The sequence below is a fragment of the Pseudomonas sp. RT4P38 genome, assembly GCF_054897765.1.
On record NZ_CM142703.1, the window covers coordinates 1,688,965 to 1,714,750 of the forward strand.

Annotated in this window: 23 protein-coding genes and 1 pseudogene; 12 read left to right on the forward strand and 12 right to left on the reverse strand. The window is 58.4% G+C overall.

The features are described 5' to 3' along the window. Nucleotides 1–7: 7 nt before the first annotated feature. Nucleotides 8–1,438, forward strand: a complete 1,431-nt coding sequence (gene sbcB / locus ACYZT7_RS07730) for an exodeoxyribonuclease I (RefSeq protein ID WP_462040578.1) — start codon at nt 8–10, stop codon at nt 1,436–1,438. A gap of 98 nt (nt 1,439–1,536) precedes the next feature. On the opposite strand, the gene mvaT is transcribed toward sbcB, so the two are convergent. After that, a complete protein-coding gene (mvaT, locus tag ACYZT7_RS07735; protein WP_007933316.1) occupies nt 1,537–1,914 on the reverse strand; it encodes a histone-like nucleoid-structuring protein MvaT in 378 nt (125 codons plus the stop codon). Nucleotides 1,915–2,252: 338 nt separating this feature from the next. Between mvaT and purU the strand changes: the two genes are divergently transcribed. Further along, the gene (gene purU, locus ACYZT7_RS07740) at nt 2,253–3,101 is read left to right on the forward strand and encodes a formyltetrahydrofolate deformylase (RefSeq protein WP_461969143.1); all 849 of its coding nucleotides are present in this window, start codon (nt 2,253–2,255) and stop codon (nt 3,099–3,101) included. Nucleotides 3,102–3,187: 86 nt separating this feature from the next. Further along, nucleotides 3,188–3,364 carry a hypothetical protein gene (locus ACYZT7_RS07745; RefSeq protein WP_461969145.1) on the forward strand — a complete coding sequence of 59 codons (177 nt, stop codon included), beginning with the start codon at nt 3,188–3,190 and terminating at the stop codon, nt 3,362–3,364. Here the strand turns inward: ACYZT7_RS07745 and ACYZT7_RS07750 are convergent. The 5 genes and pseudogenes from ACYZT7_RS07750 to ACYZT7_RS07770 all read right to left on the reverse strand — a co-directional run. Then, nucleotides 3,351–4,346, reverse strand: coding sequence for a lysylphosphatidylglycerol synthase transmembrane domain-containing protein (locus ACYZT7_RS07750; protein WP_462031799.1), 996 nt, complete (start codon nt 4,344–4,346; stop codon nt 3,351–3,353). The genes ACYZT7_RS07745 and ACYZT7_RS07750 overlap by 14 nt on opposite strands. Further along, nucleotides 4,343–5,119, reverse strand: coding sequence for a DUF2334 domain-containing protein (locus ACYZT7_RS07755; protein ID WP_462040579.1), 777 nt, complete (start codon nt 5,117–5,119; stop codon nt 4,343–4,345). Before ACYZT7_RS07755 ends, ACYZT7_RS07750 begins: the two co-directional genes overlap by 4 nt. Continuing rightward, on the reverse strand, nt 5,112–6,233 hold the full coding sequence (locus tag ACYZT7_RS07760) for a glycosyltransferase family 4 protein (protein ID WP_462040580.1): 1,122 nt from the start codon (nt 6,231–6,233) through the stop codon (nt 5,112–5,114). The genes ACYZT7_RS07755 and ACYZT7_RS07760 overlap by 8 nt, the downstream gene beginning before the upstream one ends. Nucleotides 6,234–6,421: 188 nt before the next feature. Next, nucleotides 6,422–7,186 carry a methyl-accepting chemotaxis protein gene (locus tag ACYZT7_RS07765; protein WP_428608872.1) on the reverse strand — a complete coding sequence of 255 codons (765 nt, stop codon included), beginning with the start codon at nt 7,184–7,186 and terminating at the stop codon, nt 6,422–6,424. Between the two features lie 93 nt (nt 7,187–7,279). Next, a pseudogene (locus ACYZT7_RS07770) lies at nt 7,280–8,311 on the reverse strand (HAMP domain-containing protein); the annotation flags it as partial. Between the two features lie 187 nt (nt 8,312–8,498). Between ACYZT7_RS07770 and ACYZT7_RS07775 the strand changes: the two are divergent. Next, nucleotides 8,499–9,986 (forward strand): helicase HerA-like domain-containing protein, encoded by a 1,488-nt coding sequence (locus ACYZT7_RS07775; protein WP_462040581.1) that lies wholly within the window; start codon nt 8,499–8,501, stop codon nt 9,984–9,986. A 120-nt stretch (nt 9,987–10,106) separates the two neighbouring features. Here the strand turns inward: ACYZT7_RS07775 and ACYZT7_RS07780 are convergent, their stop codons facing one another. Continuing rightward, nucleotides 10,107–10,562 (reverse strand): DUF721 domain-containing protein, encoded by a 456-nt coding sequence (locus tag ACYZT7_RS07780; protein ID WP_111451433.1) that lies wholly within the window; start codon nt 10,560–10,562, stop codon nt 10,107–10,109. Between the two features lie 307 nt (nt 10,563–10,869). Here ACYZT7_RS07780 and secA point away from each other — a divergent pair, with 307 nt between their 5' ends. The 4 genes from secA to ACYZT7_RS07800 all read left to right on the forward strand — a co-directional run bounded on the left by secA (nt 10,870) and on the right by ACYZT7_RS07800 (nt 16,654). After that, complete coding sequence (gene secA / locus ACYZT7_RS07785) at nt 10,870–13,605, forward strand: preprotein translocase subunit SecA (RefSeq protein ID WP_462040582.1); 2,736 nt, start codon at nt 10,870–10,872, stop codon at nt 13,603–13,605. A gap of 122 nt (nt 13,606–13,727) precedes the next feature. Continuing rightward, nucleotides 13,728–14,945 carry a bifunctional glutamate N-acetyltransferase/amino-acid acetyltransferase ArgJ gene (gene argJ, locus ACYZT7_RS07790; protein WP_462040583.1) on the forward strand — a complete coding sequence of 406 codons (1,218 nt, stop codon included), beginning with the start codon at nt 13,728–13,730 and terminating at the stop codon, nt 14,943–14,945. Between the two features lie 135 nt (nt 14,946–15,080). Further along, complete coding sequence (locus ACYZT7_RS07795) at nt 15,081–15,713, forward strand: glutathione S-transferase family protein (RefSeq protein WP_462041760.1); 633 nt, start codon at nt 15,081–15,083, stop codon at nt 15,711–15,713. Further along, nucleotides 15,710–16,654 (forward strand): Nudix family hydrolase, encoded by a 945-nt coding sequence (locus ACYZT7_RS07800; RefSeq protein WP_462040584.1) that lies wholly within the window; start codon nt 15,710–15,712, stop codon nt 16,652–16,654. The genes ACYZT7_RS07795 and ACYZT7_RS07800 overlap by 4 nt, the downstream gene beginning before the upstream one ends. Before the next feature lie 139 nt (nt 16,655–16,793). Here ACYZT7_RS07800 and ACYZT7_RS07805 read toward each other — a convergent pair whose 3' ends face one another. The 3 genes from ACYZT7_RS07805 to ACYZT7_RS07815 are packed head-to-tail and all read right to left on the reverse strand — an operon-like array spanning nt 16,794 to nt 20,378. Next, nucleotides 16,794–17,375, reverse strand: coding sequence for a cob(I)yrinic acid a,c-diamide adenosyltransferase (locus tag ACYZT7_RS07805; protein ID WP_462040585.1), 582 nt, complete (start codon nt 17,373–17,375; stop codon nt 16,794–16,796). Between the two features lie 2 nt (nt 17,376–17,377). Further along, nucleotides 17,378–19,414, reverse strand: coding sequence for a sensor histidine kinase (locus ACYZT7_RS07810; protein ID WP_462040586.1), 2,037 nt, complete (start codon nt 19,412–19,414; stop codon nt 17,378–17,380). A gap of 46 nt (nt 19,415–19,460) precedes the next feature. After that, nucleotides 19,461–20,378: a putative 2-dehydropantoate 2-reductase gene (locus ACYZT7_RS07815; protein WP_462040587.1), complete on the reverse strand. Its 918-nt coding sequence runs from the start codon at nt 20,376–20,378 to the stop codon at nt 19,461–19,463. A gap of 141 nt (nt 20,379–20,519) precedes the next feature. Here ACYZT7_RS07815 and ACYZT7_RS07820 point away from each other — a divergent pair, with 141 nt between their 5' ends. Beyond that, entirely contained in the window at nt 20,520–21,005 is a 486-nt protein-coding gene (locus ACYZT7_RS07820) for a YajQ family cyclic di-GMP-binding protein (RefSeq protein WP_449644835.1), read from the forward strand. A 198-nt stretch (nt 21,006–21,203) separates the two neighbouring features. Then, on the forward strand, nt 21,204–22,046 hold the full coding sequence (locus ACYZT7_RS07825; RefSeq protein WP_462040588.1) for a mechanosensitive ion channel family protein: 843 nt from the start codon (nt 21,204–21,206) through the stop codon (nt 22,044–22,046). Nucleotides 22,047–22,121: 75 nt separating this feature from the next. On the opposite strand, the gene ACYZT7_RS07830 is transcribed toward ACYZT7_RS07825, so the two are convergent. Continuing rightward, nucleotides 22,122–23,465, reverse strand: a complete 1,344-nt coding sequence (locus ACYZT7_RS07830; protein WP_462040589.1) for an OprD family porin — start codon at nt 23,463–23,465, stop codon at nt 22,122–22,124. Between the two features lie 916 nt (nt 23,466–24,381). Here ACYZT7_RS07830 and ACYZT7_RS07835 point away from each other — a divergent pair. Both ACYZT7_RS07835 and ACYZT7_RS07840 read left to right on the forward strand, forming a co-directional pair. Next, nucleotides 24,382–24,807, forward strand: coding sequence for an HIT domain-containing protein (locus tag ACYZT7_RS07835; protein WP_462040590.1), 426 nt, complete (start codon nt 24,382–24,384; stop codon nt 24,805–24,807). A 3-nt stretch (nt 24,808–24,810) separates the two neighbouring features. Continuing rightward, complete coding sequence (locus ACYZT7_RS07840; protein WP_056741397.1) at nt 24,811–25,017, forward strand: SlyX family protein; 207 nt, start codon at nt 24,811–24,813, stop codon at nt 25,015–25,017. A 60-nt stretch (nt 25,018–25,077) separates the two neighbouring features. On the opposite strand, the gene ACYZT7_RS07845 is transcribed toward ACYZT7_RS07840, so the two are convergent. Next, complete coding sequence (locus ACYZT7_RS07845) at nt 25,078–25,680, reverse strand: cold-shock protein (RefSeq protein ID WP_462040591.1); 603 nt, start codon at nt 25,678–25,680, stop codon at nt 25,078–25,080. Nucleotides 25,681–25,786 lie beyond the last annotated feature (106 nt).

The following is a 25,786-nucleotide window of genomic DNA, read 5'->3' on the forward strand; positions in this document are numbered from 1 at the left end:
ATAGCCCGTGACCTCGATCTTCTGGTACGACTATGAAACCACTGGCATCAACCCCCGTTGCGACCGCCCACTCCAAATGGCGGGGATTCGCACTGACTTCGATCTCAATGAAATAGACGAGCCGGTCAACCTTTACTGCCAGCCCAGTGAAGACATCCTGCCCCATCCGGCGGCCTGCGTGATCACGGGTATTACCCCCGGCCGACTGGCCGAGCAGGGCTTGAGCGAAGCCGATTTCATGACCCGGGTGCATGCCCAACTCGCTGCGCCCGGCACGTGTGGGGCGGGTTACAACACATTGCGTTTCGATGACGAGATGACCCGTTACAGTCTTTACCGAAACTTTTTCGACCCTTATGCGCGCGAGTGGCAGGGCGGCAATAGCCGCTGGGACCTGATCGATGTGGTGCGTGCAGCCTATGCCTTGCGCCCTGACGGCATCGTTTGGCCGACGGACGATGAGGGGCGGATAACGCTCAAACTCGAACGCCTGACCGCCGCCAATGGCATTGATCATGGCAATGCTCACGAAGCGTTGTCGGACGTTCGCGCCACCATCGCCCTGGCGCGTCTGATCCGGGAAAAGCAGCCGAAGTTGTATGACTGGTTGTTTCAGTTGCGCGGTAAGCAAAAGGTGATGGATCAGATTCGTCTGTTGCAGCCGATGGTGCACATCTCCGGGCGCTTTTCGGCGGCGCGCAATTATGTCGGTGTGGTGCTGCCCCTGGCCTGGCATCCGCGCAACAAGAACGCTTTGATTGTCTGTGACCTGCACCTGGATCCTCAGGGCTTGCTCGATCTCGATGCCGACACCTTGCGCCAACGGCTGTATACCCGTCGCGATGATTTGGTCGAGGGTGAGTTGCCGGTGCCGCTCAAACTTATCCACATCAACAAATGCCCGGTGGTGGCGCCGTTGTCGGTACTTCGTTCTGAAGACCAGCAACGTTTGGGGCTGGATATGTCGCTCTACCAAGAGCGCGCGCTGCGGCTAAGTGACGCACAAAAAGTTTGGCGAGATAAAGTTCAGACGATTTATGCCAGCGAAGACTTCACCTCGAGCCAAGACCCTGAGCAACAGTTATACGATGGTTTTATCGGTGATCGGGATCGGCGTCTATGTGAGCAAGTCAGGTCTGCCGACCCCGCTCAATTAGCGCAACAACAATGGCCTTTCGATGATGAACGCTTGCCTGAATTATTGTTTCGATATCGCGCCCGCAACTTCCCCGATACGTTGAGTTTCGAAGAGCAAGAACGCTGGCGAATATTCTGTCAGCAACGTTTGTCAGCACCTGAATGGGGGGCGCCAAATACGCTGGACACTTTTGGAGAGGCCGCAGCCCAATGGAACATTAGTGCTACATCGGTTCAGCGGGAGGTGCTGAATGAATGGCAGAATTATGTCCAGGGATTGCGCAAACGATTGAATCTTTGAAAACGAATATGTCCGGGGCTGAATGCCAGCATCAAAAAACGCCAGCTTCAGCTGGCGTTCTTTTTTGTCGCGGATGAGTCTGCGACAAACTCTGCGGCTTAGCCCAGCAGGGTAGCCCAGCCTTCAACCACGTCACCGCCCCACTTGGCTTTCCACTCTTTCAGCGTTTTGTGGTTGCCACCTTTGGTTTCGATGACTTCGCCGTTGTGCGGGTTTTTGTATTGTTTAACTTTGCGAGCACGCTTGGTGCCAGTAGTTTTTACTGCGCCGCCGCGTGGTGCTTTGGTTTTGGACTCTGGATCCAATAGCGCGATGATGTCGCGCAGGGATTTGGAGTATTCGCCCATCAGGGTGCGCAGTTTGCCTTCGAATTCCAGCTCGGTTTGCAGTTTGTCGTCTTGGGACAGGTTCTTCAAACGGGCTTGCAGCTCTTTGATAGCTTCTTCGGTGGCGCGATATTCGTTGATCAAGGACATGAGGACTACCTTATGTAGGGGCGCTGGATGGCAGGTGACAGTGCGGCAATAATAGTCAGGGTGTTTCATCAAGTAAACATTAACCGGAGTTTTATTTAAATTAGTTACGGTGAATAGGGCATAAATGGCGGGTGTAGTTAAATAGTGTGATGCAGTCACCACAGATATTCACAATGGGGCACTTGAAGATGGGCAACAGGAACACCATCGCGCGGGTAGCGGAGGCTGCCAAATCTCTGTCGCCCACCTTCGTGCCAGGCAAGACGTCATCAATACTGCAGTTTTGCTGCGTAATCGCTAGAATGGCCGCCTTTGCGAAGTTCTGGAGTTTGACCCTCATGCGCACTTTTCGGCTGGTGATTGCTTGCCCGGACCGCGTCGGCATCGTTGCTAAAGTCAGTAACTTTCTGGCGTCACATAACGGCTGGATCACTGAAGCGAGCCATCACTCGGACAATCTCAGTGGCTGGTTCTTCATGCGTCACGAAATTCGTGCCGATTCGCTGCCCTTCGGTATCGATGCCTTTCGCGAAGCGTTTGCACCGATTGCCGAAGAGTTCTCGATGAACTGGCGCATCACCGATACCGAGCAGAAAAAGCGCGTGGTACTGATGGCCAGTCGCGAGTCTCACTGCCTCGCCGACTTGTTGCACCGCTGGCACAGTGATGAGCTGGATTGCGAAATTTCCTGTGTAATTTCCAACCATGACGATTTGCGCAGCATGGTCGAGTGGCACGGAATTCCGTATTACCACGTACCGGTCAATCCGCAGGATAAAGAACCGGCATTCGCCGAAGTATCGCGCCTGGTCAAACAGCACGATGCCGAAGTGATCGTACTTGCCCGTTACATGCAAATCCTGCCGCCCGAGTTGTGTAGCGAATACGCTCACAAGGTCATCAACATTCATCACAGCTTCCTGCCGTCGTTCGTCGGTGCCAAGCCGTATCACCAGGCATCGATGCGTGGCGTGAAGTTGATCGGCGCTACTTGCCACTACGTGACCGAAGAGCTGGATGCCGGTCCGATCATCGAACAGGACGTCGTCCGCGTCAGCCACAGCGACAGCATCGACGACATGGTGCGTTTCGGTCGGGACGTCGAGAAGATGGTGCTGGCCCGTGGTCTGCGTTATCACTTGGAAGATCGGGTGCTGGTGCACGGCAACAAAACCGTCGTGTTCTGACAGCCACACAACACGGTTGAAATTCGAAGGGCCTGGGCGTTCAATCGCTTCAGGCCCTTCGCCGTTTCTGCATTGAGGACATGACCATGGCCGATCCACTGGACAAAGCCACTTCCAGGGCACCCGCCACGTTGGGTGAGGGTTGTCTGAGTCGCTACGACCCGGATGACATGAACCCCGAAGACGGCACGGAGTTTCCCGGTGCTGCCGAGTTGTGGGAACAGTTGCAGCAAGAACCCGACGACAAGCCTACGCCTGCTTGAATTTCATCAACTTCTTCAGCAGCGGCCGCCCGAGCATCAGCAAAAACACCGGGCCACCCACCACCAGATAGAAGTAATAGGTCACCGCCCGCCAGATCAGAATCGCCGCCGCCGCGGTGGATTTTCCCACCATCGGCGCCAGCAGCGCCGCCGAGGTCAACTCCGCTGCCCCGGCACCGCCCGGCAACAGGCTGAACTGCCCCGCGCTCAGCGAAAGCATCTGGATCAGAAAGCTCCAGGCCCACTGCAAATCCGCCCCGAGCCCACGCAACGCCAGATACAGCACGCTATAGCGCAGGAGCCAATGCAGGCAGGTCAAGGCAAACACCATGATCAATGTCTGAAAGGGCAACTTCAGCGTGTCAGCAAAAGCCGCCAGGAAGTGCAGGAGTTTTCGCGCCCAGCGCAGGCGCGTGGTGGCTTTGACATTGAGGCGAGCGAGCAACCGGCCGCTCAGGCGAATCAGCATTCGATGGTAGCGGGCAACCACCACACAACTGAACAACCCGCCGAACATCGAAAGGGCGCTGACGGTCAGCAGCCATTCCATGCGTTGGCTGAGGTGCTGGAACAACGCATAGATCAGGATGCCGCTCAGTGCGCAGAGAAAAAACAGTAAATCGCTCAGCTGATCCATGGCAAACACGGCGCTGCCTCTGGCCGGACGCACGCCATTGCGCGCCAGCAGCGCCATGATGGTCAGCGGGCCGCCGCTGCCGCCGGGGGTGGCGCAATAGGCGAATTCGGCGGCCATCACCACCCCGAGACTTTTGAACGGGCCCACTTTGTCGCGCTGATCCCCTAGCAACAGGCGCAAGCGCATTGTGTTCAGCACCCAGCACAGCAGGATCATGCCGAACATGATCAGCAGCCATCTCAGCGGGAAGCTTTGCAGTCGATACCAGGTTTCGTTACCGCCCAGCAGCGACGGAATCAGCACCGCAGCAAGCAGCGCGACGAGCAGCAGAATCCCGCGACTCATGCGGCGCGACCCATACAATCGCTTTGCAGCGCCAGCCAGCGTGCCTTGGTCATCGGCACACGACCCTCGCCGAGCAAGCGTTTGAGGGTTTGCAGCCAGTAAGTGCGCGAGAACTCATGGCGCATATCGACCGGGTGCAGGCCGAGACGAATTACCGGTGCGTGCCGCCAGCGTTGTTCGCGTTGATGGCTGACGAGTTTCGACACCCCCCGGCGCCAGGCGCTGCGCGCACTCCAGACCAGGCCTGGAGCCTCAACTGCGGTGAAGTCCGGCAGACGATACAGATGCTGAGGATCGCTGGTGTAACTCAGGGGTAACTGGCGCAAGGCCTGTCGCGTCCCTTCGCTCATCAGCCAGGCCGGGGCGACGAAACCCTCCAGCGGCCAGTGATAACGGTGGAACACTTCGATGCCGGCGCGCAGGCGGGCGAGGGCGGCTTCTTGAGACAGGCTGTAAAACTCGCCTTCGTGAGTGTAGATCCGGCGCATGAACCAGCCTCGTGGCGTAGTGGGAGTGGGCTCTTCATCGCAATGAAAGTAACCGTGCAATGCCAGTTCGTCACCTAGGGCGATCCGACCGGCGAGCAAACGTCGAAACCCCGGATGCTCCTCCAGATCGTTGTGCTTGTGCAAATTCGGCACGACCAGCCAGGTCATCGGCACCTCGCCCAGGGCGTCGACGGCTTCGACAAAGGGTTGGTAATCGGCCCAGGTTTGCGGTGCGACGTCGTGCAGGACGAGTATCAGGCTGGGCGGATTCATGGGCTCAACCATTGGCGGTCAGCGGTAAGTGGCTGCCAAGTACGGCGCGATAATGCCCCAGCAGGCTGTTGACCACCGTGTCCCAAGAGTAATGCCGCTCGACATGGCTGCGGGCCTGTTTGCCCAAAACGACGCTGCCCGAACTGAACAGTTCGCGAACGGCGTCGGCCATTGCCAATGGATTATTCGGCGGGCAGAGCAGGCCGCATTGCTCGGTGATGATTTCCTGAAAGGCCCCGGCCGCCACGGCCACCACCGGAATGCCACTGGCCATGGCTTCAAGAACCACCAGGCCGAAGGTTTCCTGATCGCCGGCATGCAGCAGCGCATCGGCGCTGGCCATCAATCGCGCCACGTGTGCCGCCGTACAGAACTCACCGATCACGGTGACGTTGTCCGGCACCACGGCCGGCATCGACGAACCGACCAGCAGCAGGTGATAGCGTCGGCCCAGGCATTTCATGCAGGCGAGCAGCACCGGAAGGTTTTTTTCCTTGGAGCCGCGCCCGGCGAAGATCAGCAAATGAGTGTTTTCATCGATGCCCAATTCGGCCCGCAGGCCCGGGTCTCGGGCATTGGGATGGAAGGTGTGCAAGTCGACGCCCAGCGGTTGAACGAAAACGTTTTTCACCCCCAGCGCGATCAGTTTGTCGGCCATGACCTGGCTGGGCGCCAGGACCCGATCGAAGTTGCCATAGAGCTTGCTGACATAGGCTTCGACGTTGGTGGTGACCCAGTTGCCCATGCGGTTGCTGACCAGCAGCGGCAGGTCCGAATGATAAAAGCCTATCACCGGGACATCGAGTTGCCGCCGGGCGTCGAGGGCCGCCCATGCGGTGAGGTAGGGGTCGCCGACCTCGATCAGGTCGGGCTGTAAATCCTGCAGAACATTGCGCCAGGGTGCGAGACGGAGGGGGAAGCGATAACCCTTGCCGAAGGGCAGGGCGGGGGCCGGAACCGTGTAAACGCCATCCTGTTCACTTAAGTAAGCCCCAGGGATCAGCAGACTGTGGCGAATGTTCGGCTTGATGCTCAGGCGACGGTGTTTTGCATCCAGATAAGTGCGCACGCCACCGCTGGCAGGGGCGTAGAACATGGTTATGTCAGCGATATGCACGATGAACATCCCTCCGGTCCCTTGGGCTCCCTTGGTTGACCTTTATGAAGGATAGATGTTCGGTTGGGGTTTTGTGGCGGGGGGGGCAGCGAGGTTTGTGATGTTTGAGCAATCGCCTTCGCGGGCAAGCCTCGCTCCTACAGGGGGTGGTGTGAACCAAGGAGCGAGGCTTGCCCGCGAAAGGGCCAATTCAGACACTAAATACGGAAACTGCCCACCAACTGCTTCAACCGCGCCGCCTGCTGCTCAAGATCCGAACACGCACGCAACGTCGACTGCAGGTTTTCCACCCCTTCCTGATTCAGTGTATTGATCTCGGTAATATCCACGTTGATCGATTCAACCACGGCAGTCTGCTCCTCAGTCGCCGTGGCCACCGACTGGTTCATCCCGTCAATCTCGCCAATACGCAACGTCACGCTGTTCAACCGCTCGCCGGCCAGGTTGGCGATTTCGACGCTGTCCTGACTGTGGCGCTGACTGTCGCTCATGGTGCTGACGGATTCGCGGGCGCCGACTTGCAGCTCCTCAATCATGGTCTGCACCTGCTGCGCCGATTCCTGAGTGCGGTGCGCCAGGTTACGAACCTCGTCTGCAACCACCGCAAAACCGCGACCGGCTTCACCGGCACGCGCCGCTTCGATGGCTGCGTTGAGCGCCAGCAGGTTGGTTTGCTGGGAGATGCTGGTGATCACTTCGAGAATCTGCCCGATGTTCACGGTTTTGCTGTTCAGCGATTCAATGTTGGTGCTCGAGGCGCTGAGCATGCTCGACAGCTGATTCATCGCGACAATGCTGCGGTCCACCACTTGCTGGCCGTCTTCGGCCAGGCTGCGGGCATCGCTGGCCTGACTCGATGCTTGCGCTGCGTTACGGGCGATTTCCTGAGCGGCGGCGCCGAGCTGGTTGATCGCCGCGGCCACGCTGCTGGTGCGCGAAGCCTGTTGGTCGGAGTTGAACATCGACGAGTTCGAAGCAGCCACTACACGCAAAGCCACTTCGTTGACTTGCCCGGTGGCCGACGACACTTCGCGGATCGAACCGTGAATGCGTTCCACGAAACGATTGAACGCGGTGCCGAGGACACCGAATTCGTCGTTGTTCTGGATCGTCAGGCGTTTGGTCAGGTCGCCTTCACCGTCGGCAATGTCTGCCATGGCGCGGGTCATGACGTGCAGCGGTTGGATCAGGATGCGGATCAGCATGCCCAGCAGGGCGATGATGATGGCCACGGCAATGACCGTCGCAACGACCGCCGAGGCGCGGAATTCGCTGAGCATCGAGAAGGCTTTGTCTTTATCCACCGACAGACCGATGTACCAGTTGACCGATGGCAGACCTTTGATTGGAGTGAAGGTGACGATGCGGGTCTTGCCTTCGACGTCCACTTCACTGAAGTCGCTGCTGATGCGCGGGGTATTTTTCGGGTACGCCTCGCTCAGGGACTTCATCACCATGGCTTTGTCCGGGTGGACCAGAATCTTGCCGTCGGCGCTCACCAGAAAGGCGTAACCCATGCCGGCGAAGTCGCGGGCGCTGAGGGTGTCGATCAGGGTTTGCAGGCTCAGGTCGCCGCCCACCACACCCACGCTTTGTCCGGCCTTTTTCGAGGCGGTGGCGATCGAGATGATGGTCTGACCGGTGGCCGCGTCGATGTAGGGTTCGGTCAGGGTAGCGCTGCTACTACTTTCGGCGCCTTTGTACCAAGGGCGCACCCGTGGGTCGAAGCCATCGGGCATCTTCGCATCCGGGCGGATGGTGAAGTGGCCAGTGGCGTCGCCCAGGTAGGACGCCATGAAGGTCGACGTCAGGGCTTTCTGCTCAAGCAGGCTGGAAACGGTGGCCTGTTCGGGGTTGATGGCGATGTTCTGTGCGAGGTTGTCGATCAGCAGGATACGACCGGCCAGCCAGGTCTGGATGTTGTTGGCGGTGACGTCTCCCATCTCATTGAGGTAGTTATCCAGGTCTTCGCGAATGGCGTTGCGCTGCAAATAGTCGATGTACAGCGTGAACGAGGCGAAGGCGGCAATGACGATGAGGGCGGCGGCAAGCAGGATTTTATGGCTGAAGCGCAAATTTTTGTTCATGGTTCGGGGTGTCCGCTAAGGTCTTATTGTTCGGGGCGTGTTGCTGTTAATTCGCGCAAAATGGGTGCGCAATGGAGCGAGTCGATAATTCCTGCTCTCCATGGGAAAGTCGGACCTTGCTTTCAGTTGGGTCTCTCGCTTATTTCTATCGGCCGTAAAGGATTAAAGATTAACCATGGGTGACCAAATGCCTGACTCATTGCAACTCGTTATCGGTGCCGATCTCGCCGGGCAACCCATTGCCCAGGCCATGCGTCTGGCGAACCGTCATGGTTTGGTCGCGGGCGCTACCGGGACGGGCAAAACCGTCACCTTGCAACGGATGGCCGAAGCCTTCAGCGATGCCGGCGTGGCGGTGTTTGCCGCCGATATCAAGGGTGACCTGTGCGGTCTGGGCGCCGCCGGCAATCCTCAAGGCAAGATCGCCGAGCGGATCGCCGGGATGCCCTGGCTGAACCACACGCCTCAAGCGTATCCGGTGACCCTGTGGGACATTCACGGTCAGTCCGGTCATCCATTGCGTACAACCTTGAGCGAAATGGGGCCGTTGTTGCTGGGCAGCCTGCTGGAGCTGACCGACAGCCAACAGTCGACGCTGTATGCCGCGTTCAAGGTGGCGGATCGTGAAGGGCTGTTGCTGCTGGACCTCAAGGATCTGAAGGCACTGCTCAATCACCTGCGTGACAACCCCGAATTGCTCGGTGACGACGCCGCGTTGATGACCACCGGTTCCAGTCAGGCGCTGTTGCGGCGTCTGGCGATTCTGGAACAGCAGGGCGCAGAAGCGCTGTTCGGCGAGCCGGCGCTGCAACTCGAAGACATTCTGCAGCCGACCGCCGATGGCCGCGGGCGCATTCACTTGCTCGATGCCAGCCGTCTGGTGCACGAAGCGCCGAAGGTCTACGCGACGTTCCTGTTGTGGCTACTGGCCGAACTGTTCGAGCAATTGCCAGAGCGCGGCGATTCGGACAAACCACTGCTGGCGCTGTTTTTCGATGAAGCACATTTGTTGTTCGCCGGTACGCCAAAGGCTTTGCAGGATCGCCTTGAGCAGGTGGTGCGACTGATTCGCTCGAAAGGCGTTGGCGTGTATTTCGTCACCCAATCGCCGGGCGACTTGCCGGATGACGTGCTGGCTCAGCTCGGTCTGCGCATTCAGCATGGCTTGCGCGCGTTCACCGCCAAGGAGCAGAAATCCCTGCGAGCGGTGGCCGAGGGCTTCCGGCCGAACCCGGCGTTCGATGCCTTGTCGGTGCTGACCGAGCTTGGGATTGGCGAGGCGCTGGTCGGCACGTTGCAGGACAAGGGCACGCCGGAGAGGGTTCAGCGGGTGTTGGTTGCGCCGCCGCAATCGCGGATCGGGCCGCTGAGCGAGACGGAACGCACGGTGCTGATTGCGGGTTCGCCGTTCAAGGGGCGGTATGACAAACCGATCGATCGTGAATCGGCCTATGAAGTGCTGATGGGACGCAAAGGGTTGGCGCCAGAGCCTGAGGCTGTTCCGGGAAAACCGGCAGTCGAAGAGCCAAGCTTCACCGACAAGGCTGGGGAGTTCCTCGGTACGGCGGCGGGGCAGGCACTGAAATCAGCGATGCGACAGGCGGCCAATCAATTGGGCCGACAATTGGTGCGCGGGTTGATGGGCTCGCTACTCGGTGGCAGCAAACGCCGCTAGCAAGCGGGCACGGTCAAAATGTGGGAGCGAGCTTGCTCGCGATTGCGGTCTCACATTCAACGCATATGCTGACTGATACACCGCTATCGCGAGCAAGCTCGCTCCCACATGGGTTCTATGTCATGCCTTGGGTTTGGCGTGCGCCGCCAGGCGCTCCAGAGCCGCCCGTAAATTCGGATCGCTGATCCCATCGGCCGTGGCCTGAATGGTCGCGCCTGCGTCGGTGGACAAGCTGATGGTATGGCCAGCCGCCCCTTGTTGAACGGTCGGGGGCTGAACCTTGAACAGAATCCGCGTCAAACTGGCAAACTCATCGAACATCTGCAATTGCCGTTGCAGACGCTTTTGCTGATAACGCAGGCGGGTTGCCCAATGACCGTCGGTCACTATCAGCAACAAACTGCCTTCGCGCCACGACGCCACATGGCAATGCTCGCGGGCGGCGGGCTGCAATTGGCTTTCCAGCAGACGTTGTAAATGACCCAGGCGTTGAGCGTGGCCGAAGATGGCTTTCAACGGTTTGGCTTCGCGAAGCAGAACGGCGGGTGCTCTGGCCGTAAGAGGGCGAAATGCCATGATCAGACACCTGAAGTAACAGAGCCGCCATGGTAGCAGAAAGCACCCCATGCACCCGACCCATTGCTTTGCGAGCGCTTTACCCATTAAATCAACAAGTAACTTGTGCCGTGAATGGCTTGAAGTTCAGCAAAAAGCCCTTATTTTAAGTGAGCCCCGTTACAGCGCTGTGCCAGCATCGTGGAATAACGCCACTTTCCTCACCATCGTTTCCGGGTAGAATGCTCGTTCGCATGCGGCCATGAGGGCTGCACGGGCGACTCACGGGGCCGCCCTCCATCCCTTTAGTGTGGAAGATCCTGCCGATATGTTTGCGCCTTTGTTAAAGAAACTTTTTGGAAGCAAGAACGAGCGTGAAGTCAAACGCATGCTCAAGACGGTGCAACTCGTCAATGCCTTCGAAGAGCAAATGGTGGCCCTTTCGGACGATCAATTGCGTGCCAAGACAGATGAGTTCAAGGCCCGCATCGCCAAAGGGGAAACCCTCGACAAGCTGCTGCCAGAAGCCTTTGCGGTTGCCCGCGAAGCCGGTAAGCGCGTCATGGGTATGCGCCACTTCGACGTCCAGCTGATCGGCGGCATGACCTTGCATGAAGGCATGATCGCGGAAATGCGTACCGGTGAAGGCAAGACCCTGGTGGCAACACTGGGCGTTTACCTCAACGCGCTGTCCGGCAAGGGCGTGCACGTTGTGACGGTGAACGACTACCTGGCCCGTCGTGACGCCAACTGGATGCGTCCGCTCTACGAATTCCTCGGGATGACGGTCGGCGTGGTGACGCCGTTCCAGCCGCCGGAAGAGAAGCGTGCGGCCTATGCTGCCGACATCACCTACGGCACCAACAACGAATACGGTTTCGACTACCTGCGCGACAACATGGCGTTCAGCATGGAAGAAAAATTCCAGCGCGAACTCAATTTTGCCGTGATCGACGAAGTCGACTCCATCCTCATCGACGAAGCCCGTACCCCGCTGATCATTTCCGGTCAGGCCGAGGACAGCTCCAAGCTGTACATCGAGATCAACAAACTGATCCCGCAGCTGGAATTGCACATCGAAGAAGTTGAAGGCGAAGTCACCAAGGCTGGCCACTACACCGTCGACGAGAAGACCCGTCAGGTCGAACTCAACGAAGCCGGTCACCAATTCATCGAAGACATGCTCACCCGCGTTGGCCTGCTGGCTGAAGGCGAGAGCCTGTACTCGTCACATAACCTGGGCCTGCTGACCCACGTTTATGCCGGTCTGCGTGCGCACAAGCTGTTCAATCGCAACGTCGAATACATCGTGCAGGACGGCCAGGTCGTTCTGGTAGACGAACACACCGGTCGTACCATGCCGGGTCGCCGTCTGTCCGAAGGCCTGCACCAGGCTATCGAAGCCAAGGAAAACCTGAACATTCAGGCCGAAAGCCAGACCCTGGCCTCGACCACGTTCCAGAACTACTTCCGTCTGTACAACAAGCTGTCCGGCATGACCGGTACCGCTGACACCGAAGCGTTCGAGTTCCACCAGATCTACGGTCTGTCGGTGATGGTTATCCCGCCGAACAAACCGCTGGCGCGTAAAGACTACAACGACCTGGTGTTCCTGACCGCCGAAGAGAAATACGCGGCGATCATCACCGACATCAAGGAATGCATGACCCAGGGCCGTCCGGTGCTGGTGGGTACTGCAACCATTGAAACGTCCGAACACATGTCCAGCCTGCTCGTGAAAGAAGGCATCGAACACAAGGTTCTGAACGCCAAGTTCCACGAAAAAGAAGCCGAAATCATTGCCCAGGCCGGTCGCCCAGGCGCACTGACCATCGCCACCAACATGGCCGGTCGTGGTACCGACATTCTGTTGGGCGGTAACTGGGAAGTGGAAGTGGCAACCCTGGAAGACCCGACACCTGAGCAGATTGCCCAGATCAAGGCCGACTGGCAGAAACGTCACCAGCAAGTGCTCGAGTCGGGCGGTTTGCAGGTGATTGCGTCCGAGCGTCACGAATCGCGCCGTATCGACAACCAGTTGCGTGGTCGTGCCGGTCGTCAGGGGGATGCCGGCTCCAGCCGTTTCTACCTGTCGCTGGAAGACAGCCTGATGCGCATCTTCGCCTCTGATCGGGTGAAGAACTTCATGAAGGCCCTGGGCATGCAGCCAGGTGAAGCGATCGAGCACCGCATGGTGACCAACGCCATCGAGAAGGCACAGCGCAAGGTTGAAGGCCGCAACTTCGACATTCGTAAGCAACTGCTCGAGTTCGACGACGTCAACAACGAACAACGTAAAGTGATCTATCACATGCGTAACAGTTTGTTGGCCGCCGACAACATCGGCGAAACCATCGCCGACTTCCGTCAGGACGTGCTCAACGCAACCGTCAGCGCACACATTCCACCGCAATCGCTGCCTGAGCAGTGGGACGTGGCCGGTCTGGAAGCGGCGTTGCAGAGCGACTTCGGTGTGGCGTTGCCGATCCAGAAATGGCTCGACGAAGACGACCACCTGTACGAAGAAACCCTGCGCGAGAAGCTCATGACCGAGCTGCTGGCCGCGTACAACGAAAAAGAAGAGCAGGCGAGCGCCGAAGCGCTGCGCACCTTCGAGAAGCAAATCGTTCTGCGTGTGCTCGACGACCTGTGGAAAGATCACCTGTCGACCATGGATCACCTGCGTCACGGCATCCACTTGCGTGGTTATGCACAGAAGAACCCGAAGCAAGAGTACAAGCGCGAGTCCTTCACGCTGTTCTCCGAGCTGCTGGATTCGATCAAGCGCGACTCGATCCGTGTGCTGTCGCACGTCCAGGTTCGCCGCGAAGATCCGATCGAAGAAGAGCAACGCCTGCGTCAGGAAGCCGAAGCACTGGCGGCGCGCATGCAGTTCCAGCATGACGAAGCACCGGGTCTTGAGCAACCGGAACTGCTGGGTGAAGAGGTCGATGTCGCCCTTGCCACCGCTCCTGTACGCAACGAACAGAAGCTGGGCCGTAACGAGCTTTGCTATTGCGGTTCGGGCAAGAAGTTCAAGCATTGCCACGGGCAGATCCAGTAAAACCCGTTTCATACGCTGAAATACCCGCGCCGCGACCGGCTAATGCCGTCGCGGCGTTTTGCCATTTAAACCACCGATCTTCCTGAAAGCGGTGCTGACATCATTTATTAAGGAGCGCATTCATGGCTGTTGGTCTTGGTCCTTTGCCAACGTTGCACCCGGTTGCCGGTTTTGAACTCGGTATCGCCTCGGCTGGCATCAAGCGCCCAGGGCGCAAGGATGTTGTGGTCATGCGCTGTGCCGAAGGTTCCACGGTCGCTGGCGTGTTCACTCTGAACGCCTTTTGCGCCGCTCCCGTGATCCTGGCCAAGCAGCGTGTTCGAGGTCCGGTGCGTTACCTGCTGACCAATACCGGCAATGCCAACGCCGGCACTGGCGAACCGGGCCTTGCCGCTGCCGAGCGCACGTGCGCCAAACTGGCTGAGCTGACCGGCGTCGACGCCAGCCTGGTGCTGCCGTACTCCACTGGTGTCATCGGCGAGCCGTTGCCGGTCGAGAAAATCGAAGGCGCGTTGCAAGCGGCTATCGACGACCTGTCGGTCAACAACTGGGAAGCTGCCGCCACCGGCATCATGACCACCGACACCCTGCCCAAAGGTGCCAGCCGCCAGTTCCAGCATGACGGCGTGACCATCACCGTCACCGGTATCAGCAAAGGCGCGGGCATGATCCGCCCGAACATGGCGACCATGCTCGGCTACATCGCCACCGACGCCAAAGTCGCCCGCGACGTGCTGCAGAACCTGCTGCTGGACGGTGCCAACAAGTCGTTCAACCGCATCACCATCGACGGCGACACCTCGACCAACGACTGCTGCATGCTGATCGCCACCGGTCAGGCGGCACTGCCGGAAATCACTGCAGCCAGCGGTGATTTGTTCGCCAAGCTGAAACAGGCTGTGTTCGAAGTCTGCATGGACGTGGCCCAGGCCATCGTGCGTGACGGCGAAGGCGCGACCAAGTTTGTGACCGTTGAAGTCAACGGCGGCGGCAATCACCAGGAATGCCTGGACGTCGGTTACACCGTGGCTCACTCGCCGCTGATCAAAACCGCACTGTTCGCCTCCGATCCGAACTGGGGCCGCATTCTGGCCGCCGTGGGCCGTGCCGGCGTACCGAACCTGGACGTGAGCAAGATCGACGTGTTCCTCGGTGAGGTGTGCATCGCCAGCCGTGGCGCTCGCGCATCGACCTACACCGAAGCCCAGGGCGCGGCCGTGATGCAGCAGGAAGAAATCACGATCCGTATCGAACTGGGACGCGGCGATTGCAGCGAAACCATCTGGACCACCGACCTGTCCCACGAATACGTGAAGATCAACGCCGAGTACCGCACGTAAGATAGATCGCTTTCGCGGGCAAGCCTCGCTCCTACAAGAACGGTGCAATACCTGTAGGAGCGAGGCTTGCCCGCGAAGACGGCCGACCAGACACTGAAAATTCTGGCCTGTACCCCTCATCAAAAGGTCCCGAACATGAGCCTCCACCTGATCATCGGCGACAAACTGATTTCCTCCTGGTCCCTGCGTGGCGCACTGGCCCTCGACCTGGCCGGCGCCCCTTACACCGAAGAACTGATCAAGCTGAACCAGCCGGACACCCGTGAGCGTCTGCTCAAGCACTCGCCAACCGCGAAAGTCCCGCTGCTGAAAACCGAACACGGCACCATCGCCGACTCCCTGGCGATCGCCGAGTATCTGGCAGAGCAATTCCCCGACGCCGGCCTCTGGCCCAAAGACACCGCCGCCCGCGCCCAGGCCCGTTCGGCCTGCGCGCAGATGCACAGCGGTTTCTTCGCCATGCGCGGCAACATGCCATTCGACCTGAGCCACGACGCTGCACTGTGCCCGACGCCGGCTGACGTCCAGGCCGACATTGAACGCATGTTGGCGTTGTGGGCCGAGTGCCGCGCCGCCGCCACGGAAACCGGTCCGTTCCTGTTTGGTGGCGCGACCCTGGCCGATGCCTTCTTCGCACCGATCGCCGTGCGCCTGCGCACCTATCAGGTGAGGCTGCCCGCAGCGGACGCGGCCTATGTTGAAACCATCTACCAATGGCCAGCCTTCAAGGCTTGGCAGAAGACGGGTCTGGAGGAAGTCGAGCGGTGAAACGAGTCCACGTAGCGGCCGCTGTTATCCGTGATAGCAGTGGCAAGATCCTCATCGCCCGCCGCGCCGACACCCAGCACCAGGGCGGCCTGTGGGAATTTCCGGGTGGCAAGGTCGAGGCTGACGAATCCGTGACAACGGCTCTTGGCCGTGAGCTTCACGAAGAGTTAGGCATTGTCGTCGATGTCGCGCGACCGCTGATCAAGGTTCAGCACGACTACCCGGACAAACAGGTGTTGCTGGACGTTTGGGAGGTTTCGGCCTTCACCGGCGAACCTCACGGCGCCGAAGGCCAGCCTTTGGAATGGGTCGCGCCCCGTGATCTGTTGAATTACGATTTCCCGGCGGCCAACCAGCCGATCGTTGCTGCTGCACGTTTGCCTGCCGAATACCTGATCACCCCCGAAGACCTGGAAACCCCGGCCTTGCTGCGCGGTATTCAAAAAGCCATTGCTGGCGGTATCAAGCTGATCCAGCTGCGGGCACCCAACGGCTACGATCCTAAGTACCGCGATCTGGCGGTGGACGCGGCGGGGCTGTGTGCCGGCAAGGCGCAGTTGATGATCAAGGGGCCGTTCGAGTGGCTGGGAGATTTCCCGTCCGCGGGTTGGCACATCACCTCCGCGCAACTGCGCAAGTACGCGGCGGCTGGCCGCCCGTTACCGGCGTCGCGCTGGTTGGCGGCGTCCTGCCACAACGCTGAAGAGCTGGCGTTGGCCGAGCAGATGGGGGTGGATTTTGTGACCCTGTCACCGGTGCAACCGACCCTGACTCATCCGGGTGCTCAGCCGCTGGGCTGGGAGCAGGCTTGCGCGTTGATCGAAGGTTTCAGCAAACCGGTGTTCCTGCTCGGTGGTGTTGGCCCGGCGGAGCTTCAGAAAGCCTGGGAAGCGGGCGCGCAGGGTGTAGCGGGGATTCGGGCATTTTGGCCTGAGGCCTGATTCTGCGGTGACTTTACTGGCCTCATCGCGAGCAAGCTCGCTCCCACATTTGACCGAGTTATTCCAGAAGGAATGCGATCAAATGTGGGAGCGAGCTTGCTCGCGATGAGGGCCTGATAGACGACAGTTTTCTTCCAGATTAAACCCCAGGTTTGACGGCTGGCTGCCAAAGAATCTCGGCAATCCCCTGCCGCTTGGCAATCAACCGCGCCACCACAAACAACAAGTCCGACAACCGATTGATATACGCCAACCCAACCCCGGCCAACGGTTCCACCGCATTCAAATGCTGACACCGTCGCTCGGCACTGCGCGCCAGGCTTCTGCACACATGAGCCTGGGCAATCAACGCCGAACCACCCGGCAGAATGAAATTCTCCAGCGGCCCCAGCTCTTCATTCCACACATCGATCGCGGCTTCCAGACGTTCGACTTCTGCCGTGTTCAGTGCCTGATACACCGGCATCGCCAGCTCGCCACCCAAGTCGAACAACCGATGCTGGCAGGGCGCCAGAACCTCGATCACTTCGTTCAAACCCGGATACTCGCCACTTTCCGCCGCCAACCCGGCCAATAGCACACCCACCTGGCTGTTCAGTGTATCGACCTCGCCAATGGCTTCGATGCGCGGATGGTCCTTGGGCACGCGGCGGCCGTCGCCCAGCCCGGTTTCGCCTTTGTCGCCGGTGCGGGTGTAAATCTTCGACAAGCGAAAGCCCATGGTTACCTCGATAGCTGATTGAGTTCTTGAGAGACCAGCGGCGTGCCCGCCAAGGGCAGGCGCAAAGTGAAACACGTGCCTTGGCCCAGGGTCGATTGCACTTCCATCTGACCCTTGTGGTTGTTGGTAATGATGAAATACGAGACCGACAGGCCAAGGCCGGTGCCCTGACCGATTTCCTTGGTGGTGAAGAACGGCTCGAAGGTGCGTTTGCGCACGCTTTCGCTCATGCCGATGCCGTTGTCCTCAACCTGGATTTCCGCCCAGGGCGGGTTCAGTTTGGTACGCAGAATGATCCGCCCCGGCTCGCGGTCGTCCTCACGTTGGTGAATCGCCTGAGCGGCGTTTTTCAGCAGATTGAGCAGCACTTGCTCCAGTTCGTTCGCGGTTCCGGGAACAGGGCCCAACGCTGGATCGAACTGGCGAATGATCGCCTGCCCTTTGAAGTCGAAACCGATCGCCAGGTCGAAGTCGTTGCTGGCGATTTCCACCGCCTGATCGATCAGCGCCGGCAGGTCGCACGGGGCCATTTGCCGGGTACTGCGGCGGCTGAAGCTGAGCATATGGGTGACGATCTTCGCCGCTCGGGCGCCCGCCTGTTGGATGCCATCGAGCAACTGCGGCACTTCGCGCGCTTGCAGGTACCGGTTGACCGTCGACAGTGCGATACCGGTCTGCTCGGCCTGTTCGAGGTTCTTCGGGAGATCGGGTGACAGGCGTCGACGAATGTTCTGCACGTTGTGCAGGATCGCGCCCAATGGATTGTTGATCTCGTGGGCCATACCCGCGGCGAGGCCGCCGACCGAGAGCATTTTTTCCGACTGCACCATCATTTCCTCCAGCGACAGGCGCTGGGTGATGTCGTCGATCCGGATCACCACACCGCGCCCGGCACCGCCCATCAGCGGATAGAAGGTCAGGGCGTAGTGCTTGGGTTCTTCGTCCTTGAGCCACGTCACCCGCTCGATCTTGGCTACCGTGTGCTGTTCGACGGTTTGCTTGAGTTGCGGCAGGAACGGCTTGAGCGGTTCGAAGGCGAGGAAGATCGGCTGGTTCAGGGCTTCGTCGAGGCGCGTGCCAGACAGGGCGCTGGCCTCCTGATTCCATTGGGTGACATAGAGCTGCTCGTCGAGGGCGATCAGCGCCGACGGCATGGAGTCGATGATGCTGTTGAGGTAGTTCTGGAAACCGGTGAGTTTCTTCTCGATCTTGCTGCGCACCTGGACTTCGAGTTCCAGTTTGCGATTGGTATGGCGGGTTTCTTCGGCCAGGCCCTGGGCCTGGTCATAAGCGGCCTGGGAATCGTCCCGGGCCCGCTTGAGTTGCTGCTCACGGGCTTCGATCCGCGAGAGCATGGTGTTGAACGCCTCAGCGAGGCTGCCGATTTCGTCGTGGTTGCCTCGGGAGGCGCGCAGGGCGTAGTTCTCTTCGCGGGTCACTTGCCGGGACAACTCTTCGAGCTGGTGGATCGGCCGGGTAATCAGGCGCTTGATCTGCCGGGCAATCACCAGCCACAGCAGCACACTGAAGATCAGAATCCCGAGACTGGCGGTGAGGGTGCCGGTGTAGAACGCCATCGGCAGTTCGCTGCTGGCGACCAGTAACAGGTGGCCAGGCGCAGTGCCAGGGCGGGGCAGGGTGATCACTTGATTGCTGCGAAACTCGGTGGCTTGCCAGGATTCGATGTGCCGGTAACGCTCTGGAAGTTTCAGCGTGTCGCCATGCTGCAACTGCGCCAGACGTTCCCCTTTGCCGTCATAAAGGGCCGCCGCGCGCAGCGGGGAATAGCTGTTGAGTTCATTGAGCAGGCGTTGGGCGCTTTGCGGTGACTGCAACGCTTCCGACACCAGGCTGGGGTTGGACACCAGTCGGCCAATGGTCTGCAAGGCCTGAGGTGCCATGCTTTCCTGGGAGATGTAGTACGCGGCGCTGATAAAGGTCAGGTTGGCGACCAGCAGGACGGTGGTCAACAGCACCAGCAGGGCGGCCAGTAATTTCTGGCCGACCGGAAGGTTTTCAAGTCGCTGGCGCAATAGCATCAGGTTCATCGCTGAAATAGGAACAAGTGGCCAGCGTAGCCGCTGCTCAGTCGCTGGGCAATCCAAGGCTGTGCAGATGGATGATCAACCGTTGCTCAAGTTGATTGAGGTGTGGCAGGTTCAACTGATGCCTCGCGGCGACTTTACAGGCATGACCCAATAGATAGCTGATCTCGGTCCGGCGCTGGTTCGCGACGTCCTGGTACATCGAAGAGTAATTGGCGGCGGTCGCATGAATCACCCGTTCGACTTCTTGTTGAAGGTCCTCGGCGGCTGCTGGCTGACCGCACCGCTCAAGCAACTCGGTCAGTTCGACGCAGAGGGTAGCGATTTCGCATTGGTGTTCCTGTAATCCGCCATTACGGCAATCGTGCAGCACGGTCAGCGGATTGATTGCACAGTTGAGTGCCAGTTTTCGCCACAGTCTTGTCAGAATGTCGGTGCTCCACTCGTGGGGAATACCGGCGGCGCTCACGTCATCCAGCCAGATTGGCGCGACGGGATGCCCTGCATCCCCCAGCCAGGTGTAACCGTGGCCGGCAAACACCACGCGCCAGTCGCCATCGCGAAAGGCGCCTTCGGTGCTCGACGCGCTAATGCAGCGTGCCTGCGGCACCTGCGCAGCGACCACGTCCTGGCTGCCAAGACCGTTCTGCAACAGAATCAACTCGGCGCCGGGGGCCAGGCGCGGCGCCAGTTGGGCTACGGCTTTCTCGGCATCGTAGGCTTTGCACGCCAGCAGCAGGCGGTTGATCGGTTCACGGCTGTCGGGTGTCTCGGCGGGCACCGGATAGCACTGCGCTTTGCCGTGTTCGACCAGTGTCAGCCCGCCCGCCGCCTCATACGCCTGTAAGCGCGCAGCGTCCCGCACGATTAGTCTGACCGGCACATTTGCCCGCGCCAGACGCGTGGCCCATAAGGTGCCGAGGCTGCCGGCGCCCAGAACATGCCAGGTGGTGGACATCAGCTTTTTGCTCTGTTTATCGCGCGCATGGGAGGCTCGCAGTGAATGATGGGAAAGACCCGTTATAATCAGCGCGGATTTTAACCGCAAGCCAGGCGTGCTCCATCGTGATCGAGCATGCCCTTTTATTGGAGAGATTACATGCCGTCGTTCGACGTGGTATCCGAACTGGACAAACACGAAGTCACCAACGCGGTCGAGAACGCCGTCAAGGAACTCGATCGTCGTTATGACCTGAAAGGCAAAGGCAGCTTCGAGTTCAAGGAAAAGGACCTGACCGTCAACCTGACCGCTGAAGCCGATTTCCAGCTCGAAGCGATGATTGAGATCCTCAAGCTGGCCTTGGTCAAGCGCAAAATCGACGTGCAGTGCCTTGAAGTCAAGGATGCCTATGCGTCGGGCAAACTGATGAAGCAGGAAGCGGTCCTCAAGGAAGGCATCGACAAAGAGATGGCGAAGAAAATCGTCGCTCATGTCAAAGACGCCAAACTCAAGGTTCAGGCTGCCATTCAGGGTGAGCAAGTGCGCATTACCGGCAAGAAGCGTGACGACTTGCAGGAAGCTATTGCGGCCTTGCGGGCCAAGGAATTCGGGATGCCGCTGCAGTTCAACAACTTCCGCGACTGACCTTTGAAGCGGGACCTGTGGGAGCGAGCTACTCGCGATGAGGGCATATCAGTCGACATCACTGTTGAATGACACACCGCAATTGCGAGCAAGTCGGATCGCCGCCCGTCGCTCCCACAGGGATTGTGTTTATTCCGGCGGGTCTTTTTCTGCCGCTCATTTTCGCGTGCCGGATGGCCGGAAATCAGGAGAAAGTAGATGGATTTGAATACTGAAGTAGATAACTTGGTCAAGGCGTCTCAAGCCTGGATTCCGATGATCATGGAATACGGCAGCCGCGTGCTGCTGGCGATCCTCACCCTGGCCATCGGCTGGTGGTTGATCAGCAAAGTGGCACAAAAACTTGGCGGTCTGCTGGCGTTGCGTAATGCCGACCTCGCGCTGCAAGGGTTCATCAGCAGTCTGGCGAACATTATTCTCAAGGTTTTGCTGGTAGTCAGCGTGGCATCAATGATCGGCGTGGAAACCACTTCGTTCGTGGCGGCCATCGGTGCAGCGGGTCTGGCCATCGGTCTGGCCTTGCAGGGCAGCCTGGCGAACTTCGCTGGCGGCGTGCTGATTCTGTTGTTCCGCCCGTTTCGCATTGGTGACTGGATCGAAGCCCAAGGTGTTGCCGGCACTGTCGACAGCATTCAGATTTTCCACACCGTCCTGCGTACCGGCGATAACAAAACCATCATCGTGCCTAACGGCAACTTGTCGAACGGCATCATCACCAACACTAACCGTCAACCGACGCGCAAAGTTGTGTTTGATGTGGGCGTTGATTACGAGGCGGATCTGCAAAAGGCTCGTAATGTATTGCTGGACCTGGCCAAAGATGAGCGTGTTTTGGCTGAACCGGCACCTCAGGCAGTGATTTCTACTCTGGGCGACAGTTCGATTACTGTTTCCCTGCGAGTGTGGGTCAAGACGGCGGATTACTGGGATGTATTGTTCATGTTCAACGAACAGTCTCGTGATCGATTGAAAACTGCCGGTATCGATATCCCGTTTCCACAGCGGGTGATTCGAGTGGTTCAGGAGTCTGCGGTGCAGTAAGTAACAAACAGGCAACAAAAAAGGCCCATCCGAAGATGGGCCTTTTTTTGATTACCGCAAGCTAACTTTCGGCAATTACAGAACCGAAATCGGGTAGTCAACGATCAGACGGAACTCGTTGATATCGCCTTCTGCCTGGTCGGTATTGGCGCGGTGCCATGCCTGACGAATGCGGAAGGACAAATCTTTCGCAGGGCCGGCCTGAACTACGTATTTGGCTTCGAGGTTGGTTTCGTGGTGCTTGCCATCTGCGCCATAACCGTAATCGGCGTATGGGCTGTCGGCGGCCATTTTGGTGCCGTCAATATCCCAGCCTTTAACGTAACGGGTCATGAAGCTCAGACCTGGTACGCCGTACTCAGCCATTTTCAGGTCGTAACGAACTTGTGCAGACTTTTCGTTTGGACCGTTGAAGTCAGAGTACTGGATGGAGTTGGCGAGGAAGATGGAGTCGCCGCCGCGGTTGTTGTCACCCACGCCAATGTAGTCGAACGGGGTGTCGCCGTTAACTTTCTGGAAGCCAACGGTGATGGTGTGAGCCTTCAGGAACGAATAAGCGGCTGCCAGCGAGTACGTGGTGTTGCTGATATCGCCCGCTTTGGAGCTACCGGTATCGGTAGTGCGGTAGATGTTGCCGTCCAGGTTGATCGACTGATCGCTACCCATTGGGATGGTGTAGTTCAGGTTGGCGTAATGCTGGTTCCACACGTCTTCGACACGGGAGGTGTACAGCGAAGCGCTGAGGGCGTCGGTGATGCCGTAACGGCCACCAGCATAGTCAACGTTCTTGGCGGTAATGTTCTGGACAGTACTAGCGTATTGAGCCCACAGCTCACCGTCGCTGTTCATCTCGTCCTGGCTGGAGGCCGAGTAGAAGTGACCGGCTTCCAGGTCCAGGTTTTTGACTTCGCTGCTCTGCAGTTGGAAACCGGTAGCGGTTTGAGGCAACAGACGGGAACCGCCGACAGCGAACACTGGAGAAGTGCTTGGCTGCATCTCGCCGAACTTCAGTTCAGTCTTGGACACGCGAACTTTGACGGCTGCACCGGCTTTGCCGAAGCTGTCGCTGTTTTCGCCTTCGCTGTTGGTTGACAGGTTGCCCGAGCCGGAAAACTTGTCGCGGGCGTCCAGTTTGATGCCCAAGTAACCGAATGCGTCAACACCTACACCGACAGTACCTTGGGTGTAACCGGAGCTAAATACACCGTGGAAACCCTGGGTCCAGTCTTTGTCATCGACTCCACGGTCTTTCTTGTCACGGTTAAAATAGTAGTTGCGAAGTAGCAAGTCGAATTTTGCGTCTTCAACAAAACCTTTGGCTTCGGCTTGGTCGCCTACGAAAGGTGCGGCTGTTGCCAATTGAGTACTGGCTGCTGCTGCAACTGCCAGTGCGATCATGCTCCACTTCATCACGCGCATCGTGATTTGCTCCTTTGGTTTTAGAAGAGTACTGCCGTCCCACCTGATTTATTATCTGGGCGGCTCTTTCTTTATTGTGTCGGCGCAAACTTATATCACGCCGGCCATGTTGGCGATACTTGCGTATCTAACCTTTCAGCTTCTTTACGACCCTGTCGCAAACAGCTTGGTAGATGTCGCAAATTTACAGCCCCGACGCAAGCGGACTGACAACTTTTGGCGTTGTTTTCCAGGGCTTGAGCATCGGTAAAAGAGTCCCTGGTGAAACGCTTGAATCTCCATCGGGCAACCCTGCCACTGTTTTTATTTGCCTTAAGGCTTCCACTTCCAGCGGACGCTTTAGAGGCGATGTGGGTGTGAATGCAACAAGCGTGCACAAATCAGAATCCTGCTGGTTTTTTTTCTGAAAGCCTGCCTGTCACTGTAAAAACCTCATAAAACCGGGGGGTTCAAGCACGTTTTGTTCGGGCTTGACGCCATGGTTTGCATCGTGTTGCATCCTCATGGTCGACTGCATGACAACCCAAAATGTTACCGGTTCACCCCACCAGTGAGTAAATGGCGGATGCCTGACCGACTCAGCGTAGACGCAATGTGCGGTTTTGGTGCAAAAAATTTTAATCGCTGTACTGAATTCATACAGTGCCCCCGTTTGCCAAATTCGAACGCGTCGTTGTTTATCAGTCAGTTCGGCGTTTTTTGTGTGGCGGCTGGTTCTGTAATGGTGCGCCCTGATCGAAAACGACTCATGTCGGGGCGCGTGACCGGTCGTTTGTAGTTTCTCGGGTTGGCTTCGACCATGGTTCGTCGTGAAGCCAGCGGCGTTCGCAGGTATGCTGCCGTCCTGTCGCTTGGTGCGCCGTCTCTCGGGATGGGCGCTAAGCTGAAAAATGATGACCAGGCGGGAGTGCGCGCAGTGTTCGCTTTAGATCCACGGCTTCAACAAGACACGTTACCGATCGGGGATTTCCCACTCTGCCGGTTACTGCTGTCCAATGATTCGAACTACCCCTGGTTCATTCTGGTGCCACGTCGCGAGGATATCAGTGAGATATTTCAGTTGGGTGTCGCAGATCAACAGCAGCTGTGGCAGGAAACGACCGCACTGGCGGAAATGCTCAAGGACTCGTTCGACGCGGACAAGTTGAATGTCGCGGCCCTGGGTAACGTCGTCAGTCAGTTGCACATGCATGTGATTGTGCGCAAGCGTGAGGACGCCGCCTGGCCGGCTCCGGTCTGGGGTAAACACCCAGCCAAGCCTTATAGCGCAGAGCAGATCGCGGCGATTCGCGAGCGGTTGCGCCTGGTGTTGACCGATGGTTTTACGTTTCTGGAGGGTTGAATCATGAGCCTGGAAGATCGCGTTACCGATCTGGAGAGTCAGTTGGCGTTTCAGGATGACACTATCCAGGCATTGAGTGATGTGCTGGCGACCCAGCAGCGTGCAGTGGAACGCCTGCAGTTGCAAATGGCCGCATTGCTCAAGCGGCAAGAAGAAATGGCTGGCCAGTTCGAGACGTTTGAAGAAGAAGCGCCACCGCCGCATTACTAAATGGCATGTAATAAAAAACCGCGAACAGCCAGGCTGTTCGCGGTTTTTTTTAGCCTTGAATCAGCGGCGCGGCAGTGCGGCGATCACATCTTCGGCTTGCAGGCCTTTGTCACGATTCATGACAGAGAACTCCACGCGCTGACCTTCGACCAGGACGCGATGACCTTCGCCACGAATGGCCCGGAAATGCACGAAAATATCATCGCCGGAGTCACGGGAAATAAAGCCGAAGCCTTTGGAGGTGTTGAACCACTTGACGGTGCCGGTATCGCGGTTGCTCATGTCATAGCTTGGCGAGGCGGCGGCCGGTGAAGATTTGTAGAAGCTGATGGCCAGGTGCAGAAGAACGGCAATCAGTGCAGCGACCAGGCTGAACAGGACGGCAGGTTGACCGGCAATGACAGGCATCGGCGCGATCAGCGTCAGGGTTTGCAGGACGACGGTCAGAACCAGCAGGGCGCTGACCAGGTTTTGCAGTTGATGACGCGGGCCTTTGTTCCAGTAGGGGATAACAGGAGCGAGGGTGAGGTTGAGCAGGCCGAAAAAGGCCAGGTACAGCGCATCGGGTTGTTGCAGGTAAGGTAAGGCTTCGGATCGCAGGCTAGGGATGAAGGACAACAGCAAGGCTGCTGCGCCCATTAGCAGGTGGACAATTTTCAACATTTTGAGTAACTCACGTTAAGACGGATCACAAGGAAGAGCTGATTGAGCACGGTTCGCTTCAGAACAATAAGAGGCGTTGGACACGTACCCGGTACCAGCCTATGCG

Bases quoted from the DNA above. Each gene is read 5' to 3' on its own strand.
- mvaT (WP_007933316.1), bottom strand. From the start codon at position 1,914: ATGTCCTTGATCAACGAATATCGCGCCACCGAAGAAGCTATCAAAGAG.
- purU (WP_461969143.1), top strand. From the start codon at position 2,253: ATGCGCACTTTTCGGCTGGTGATTGCTTGCCCGGACCGCGTCGGCATC.
- ACYZT7_RS07745 (WP_461969145.1), top strand. From the start codon at position 3,188: ATGGCCGATCCACTGGACAAAGCCACTTCCAGGGCACCCGCCACGTTG.
- ACYZT7_RS07750 (WP_462031799.1), bottom strand. From the start codon at position 4,346: ATGAGTCGCGGGATTCTGCTGCTCGTCGCGCTGCTTGCTGCGGTGCTG.
- ACYZT7_RS07755 (WP_462040579.1), bottom strand. From the start codon at position 5,119: ATGGTTGAGCCCATGAATCCGCCCAGCCTGATACTCGTCCTGCACGAC.
- ACYZT7_RS07760 (WP_462040580.1), bottom strand. From the start codon at position 6,233: ATGTTCATCGTGCATATCGCTGACATAACCATGTTCTACGCCCCTGCC.
- ACYZT7_RS07765 (WP_428608872.1), bottom strand. From the start codon at position 7,186: ATGTTCAACTCCGACCAACAGGCTTCGCGCACCAGCAGCGTGGCCGCG.
- ACYZT7_RS07775 (WP_462040581.1), top strand. From the start codon at position 8,499: ATGCCTGACTCATTGCAACTCGTTATCGGTGCCGATCTCGCCGGGCAA.
- ACYZT7_RS07780 (WP_111451433.1), bottom strand. From the start codon at position 10,562: ATGGCATTTCGCCCTCTTACGGCCAGAGCACCCGCCGTTCTGCTTCGC.
- secA (WP_462040582.1), top strand. From the start codon at position 10,870: ATGTTTGCGCCTTTGTTAAAGAAACTTTTTGGAAGCAAGAACGAGCGT.
- argJ (WP_462040583.1), top strand. From the start codon at position 13,728: ATGGCTGTTGGTCTTGGTCCTTTGCCAACGTTGCACCCGGTTGCCGGT.
- ACYZT7_RS07795 (WP_462041760.1), top strand. From the start codon at position 15,081: ATGAGCCTCCACCTGATCATCGGCGACAAACTGATTTCCTCCTGGTCC.
- ACYZT7_RS07805 (WP_462040585.1), bottom strand. From the start codon at position 17,375: ATGGGCTTTCGCTTGTCGAAGATTTACACCCGCACCGGCGACAAAGGC.
- ACYZT7_RS07810 (WP_462040586.1), bottom strand. From the start codon at position 19,414: ATGCTATTGCGCCAGCGACTTGAAAACCTTCCGGTCGGCCAGAAATTA.
- ACYZT7_RS07815 (WP_462040587.1), bottom strand. From the start codon at position 20,378: ATGTCCACCACCTGGCATGTTCTGGGCGCCGGCAGCCTCGGCACCTTA.
- ACYZT7_RS07820 (WP_449644835.1), top strand. From the start codon at position 20,520: ATGCCGTCGTTCGACGTGGTATCCGAACTGGACAAACACGAAGTCACC.
- ACYZT7_RS07825 (WP_462040588.1), top strand. From the start codon at position 21,204: ATGGATTTGAATACTGAAGTAGATAACTTGGTCAAGGCGTCTCAAGCC.
- ACYZT7_RS07830 (WP_462040589.1), bottom strand. From the start codon at position 23,465: ATGCGCGTGATGAAGTGGAGCATGATCGCACTGGCAGTTGCAGCAGCA.
- ACYZT7_RS07840 (WP_056741397.1), top strand. From the start codon at position 24,811: ATGAGCCTGGAAGATCGCGTTACCGATCTGGAGAGTCAGTTGGCGTTT.
- ACYZT7_RS07845 (WP_462040591.1), bottom strand. From the start codon at position 25,680: ATGTTGAAAATTGTCCACCTGCTAATGGGCGCAGCAGCCTTGCTGTTG.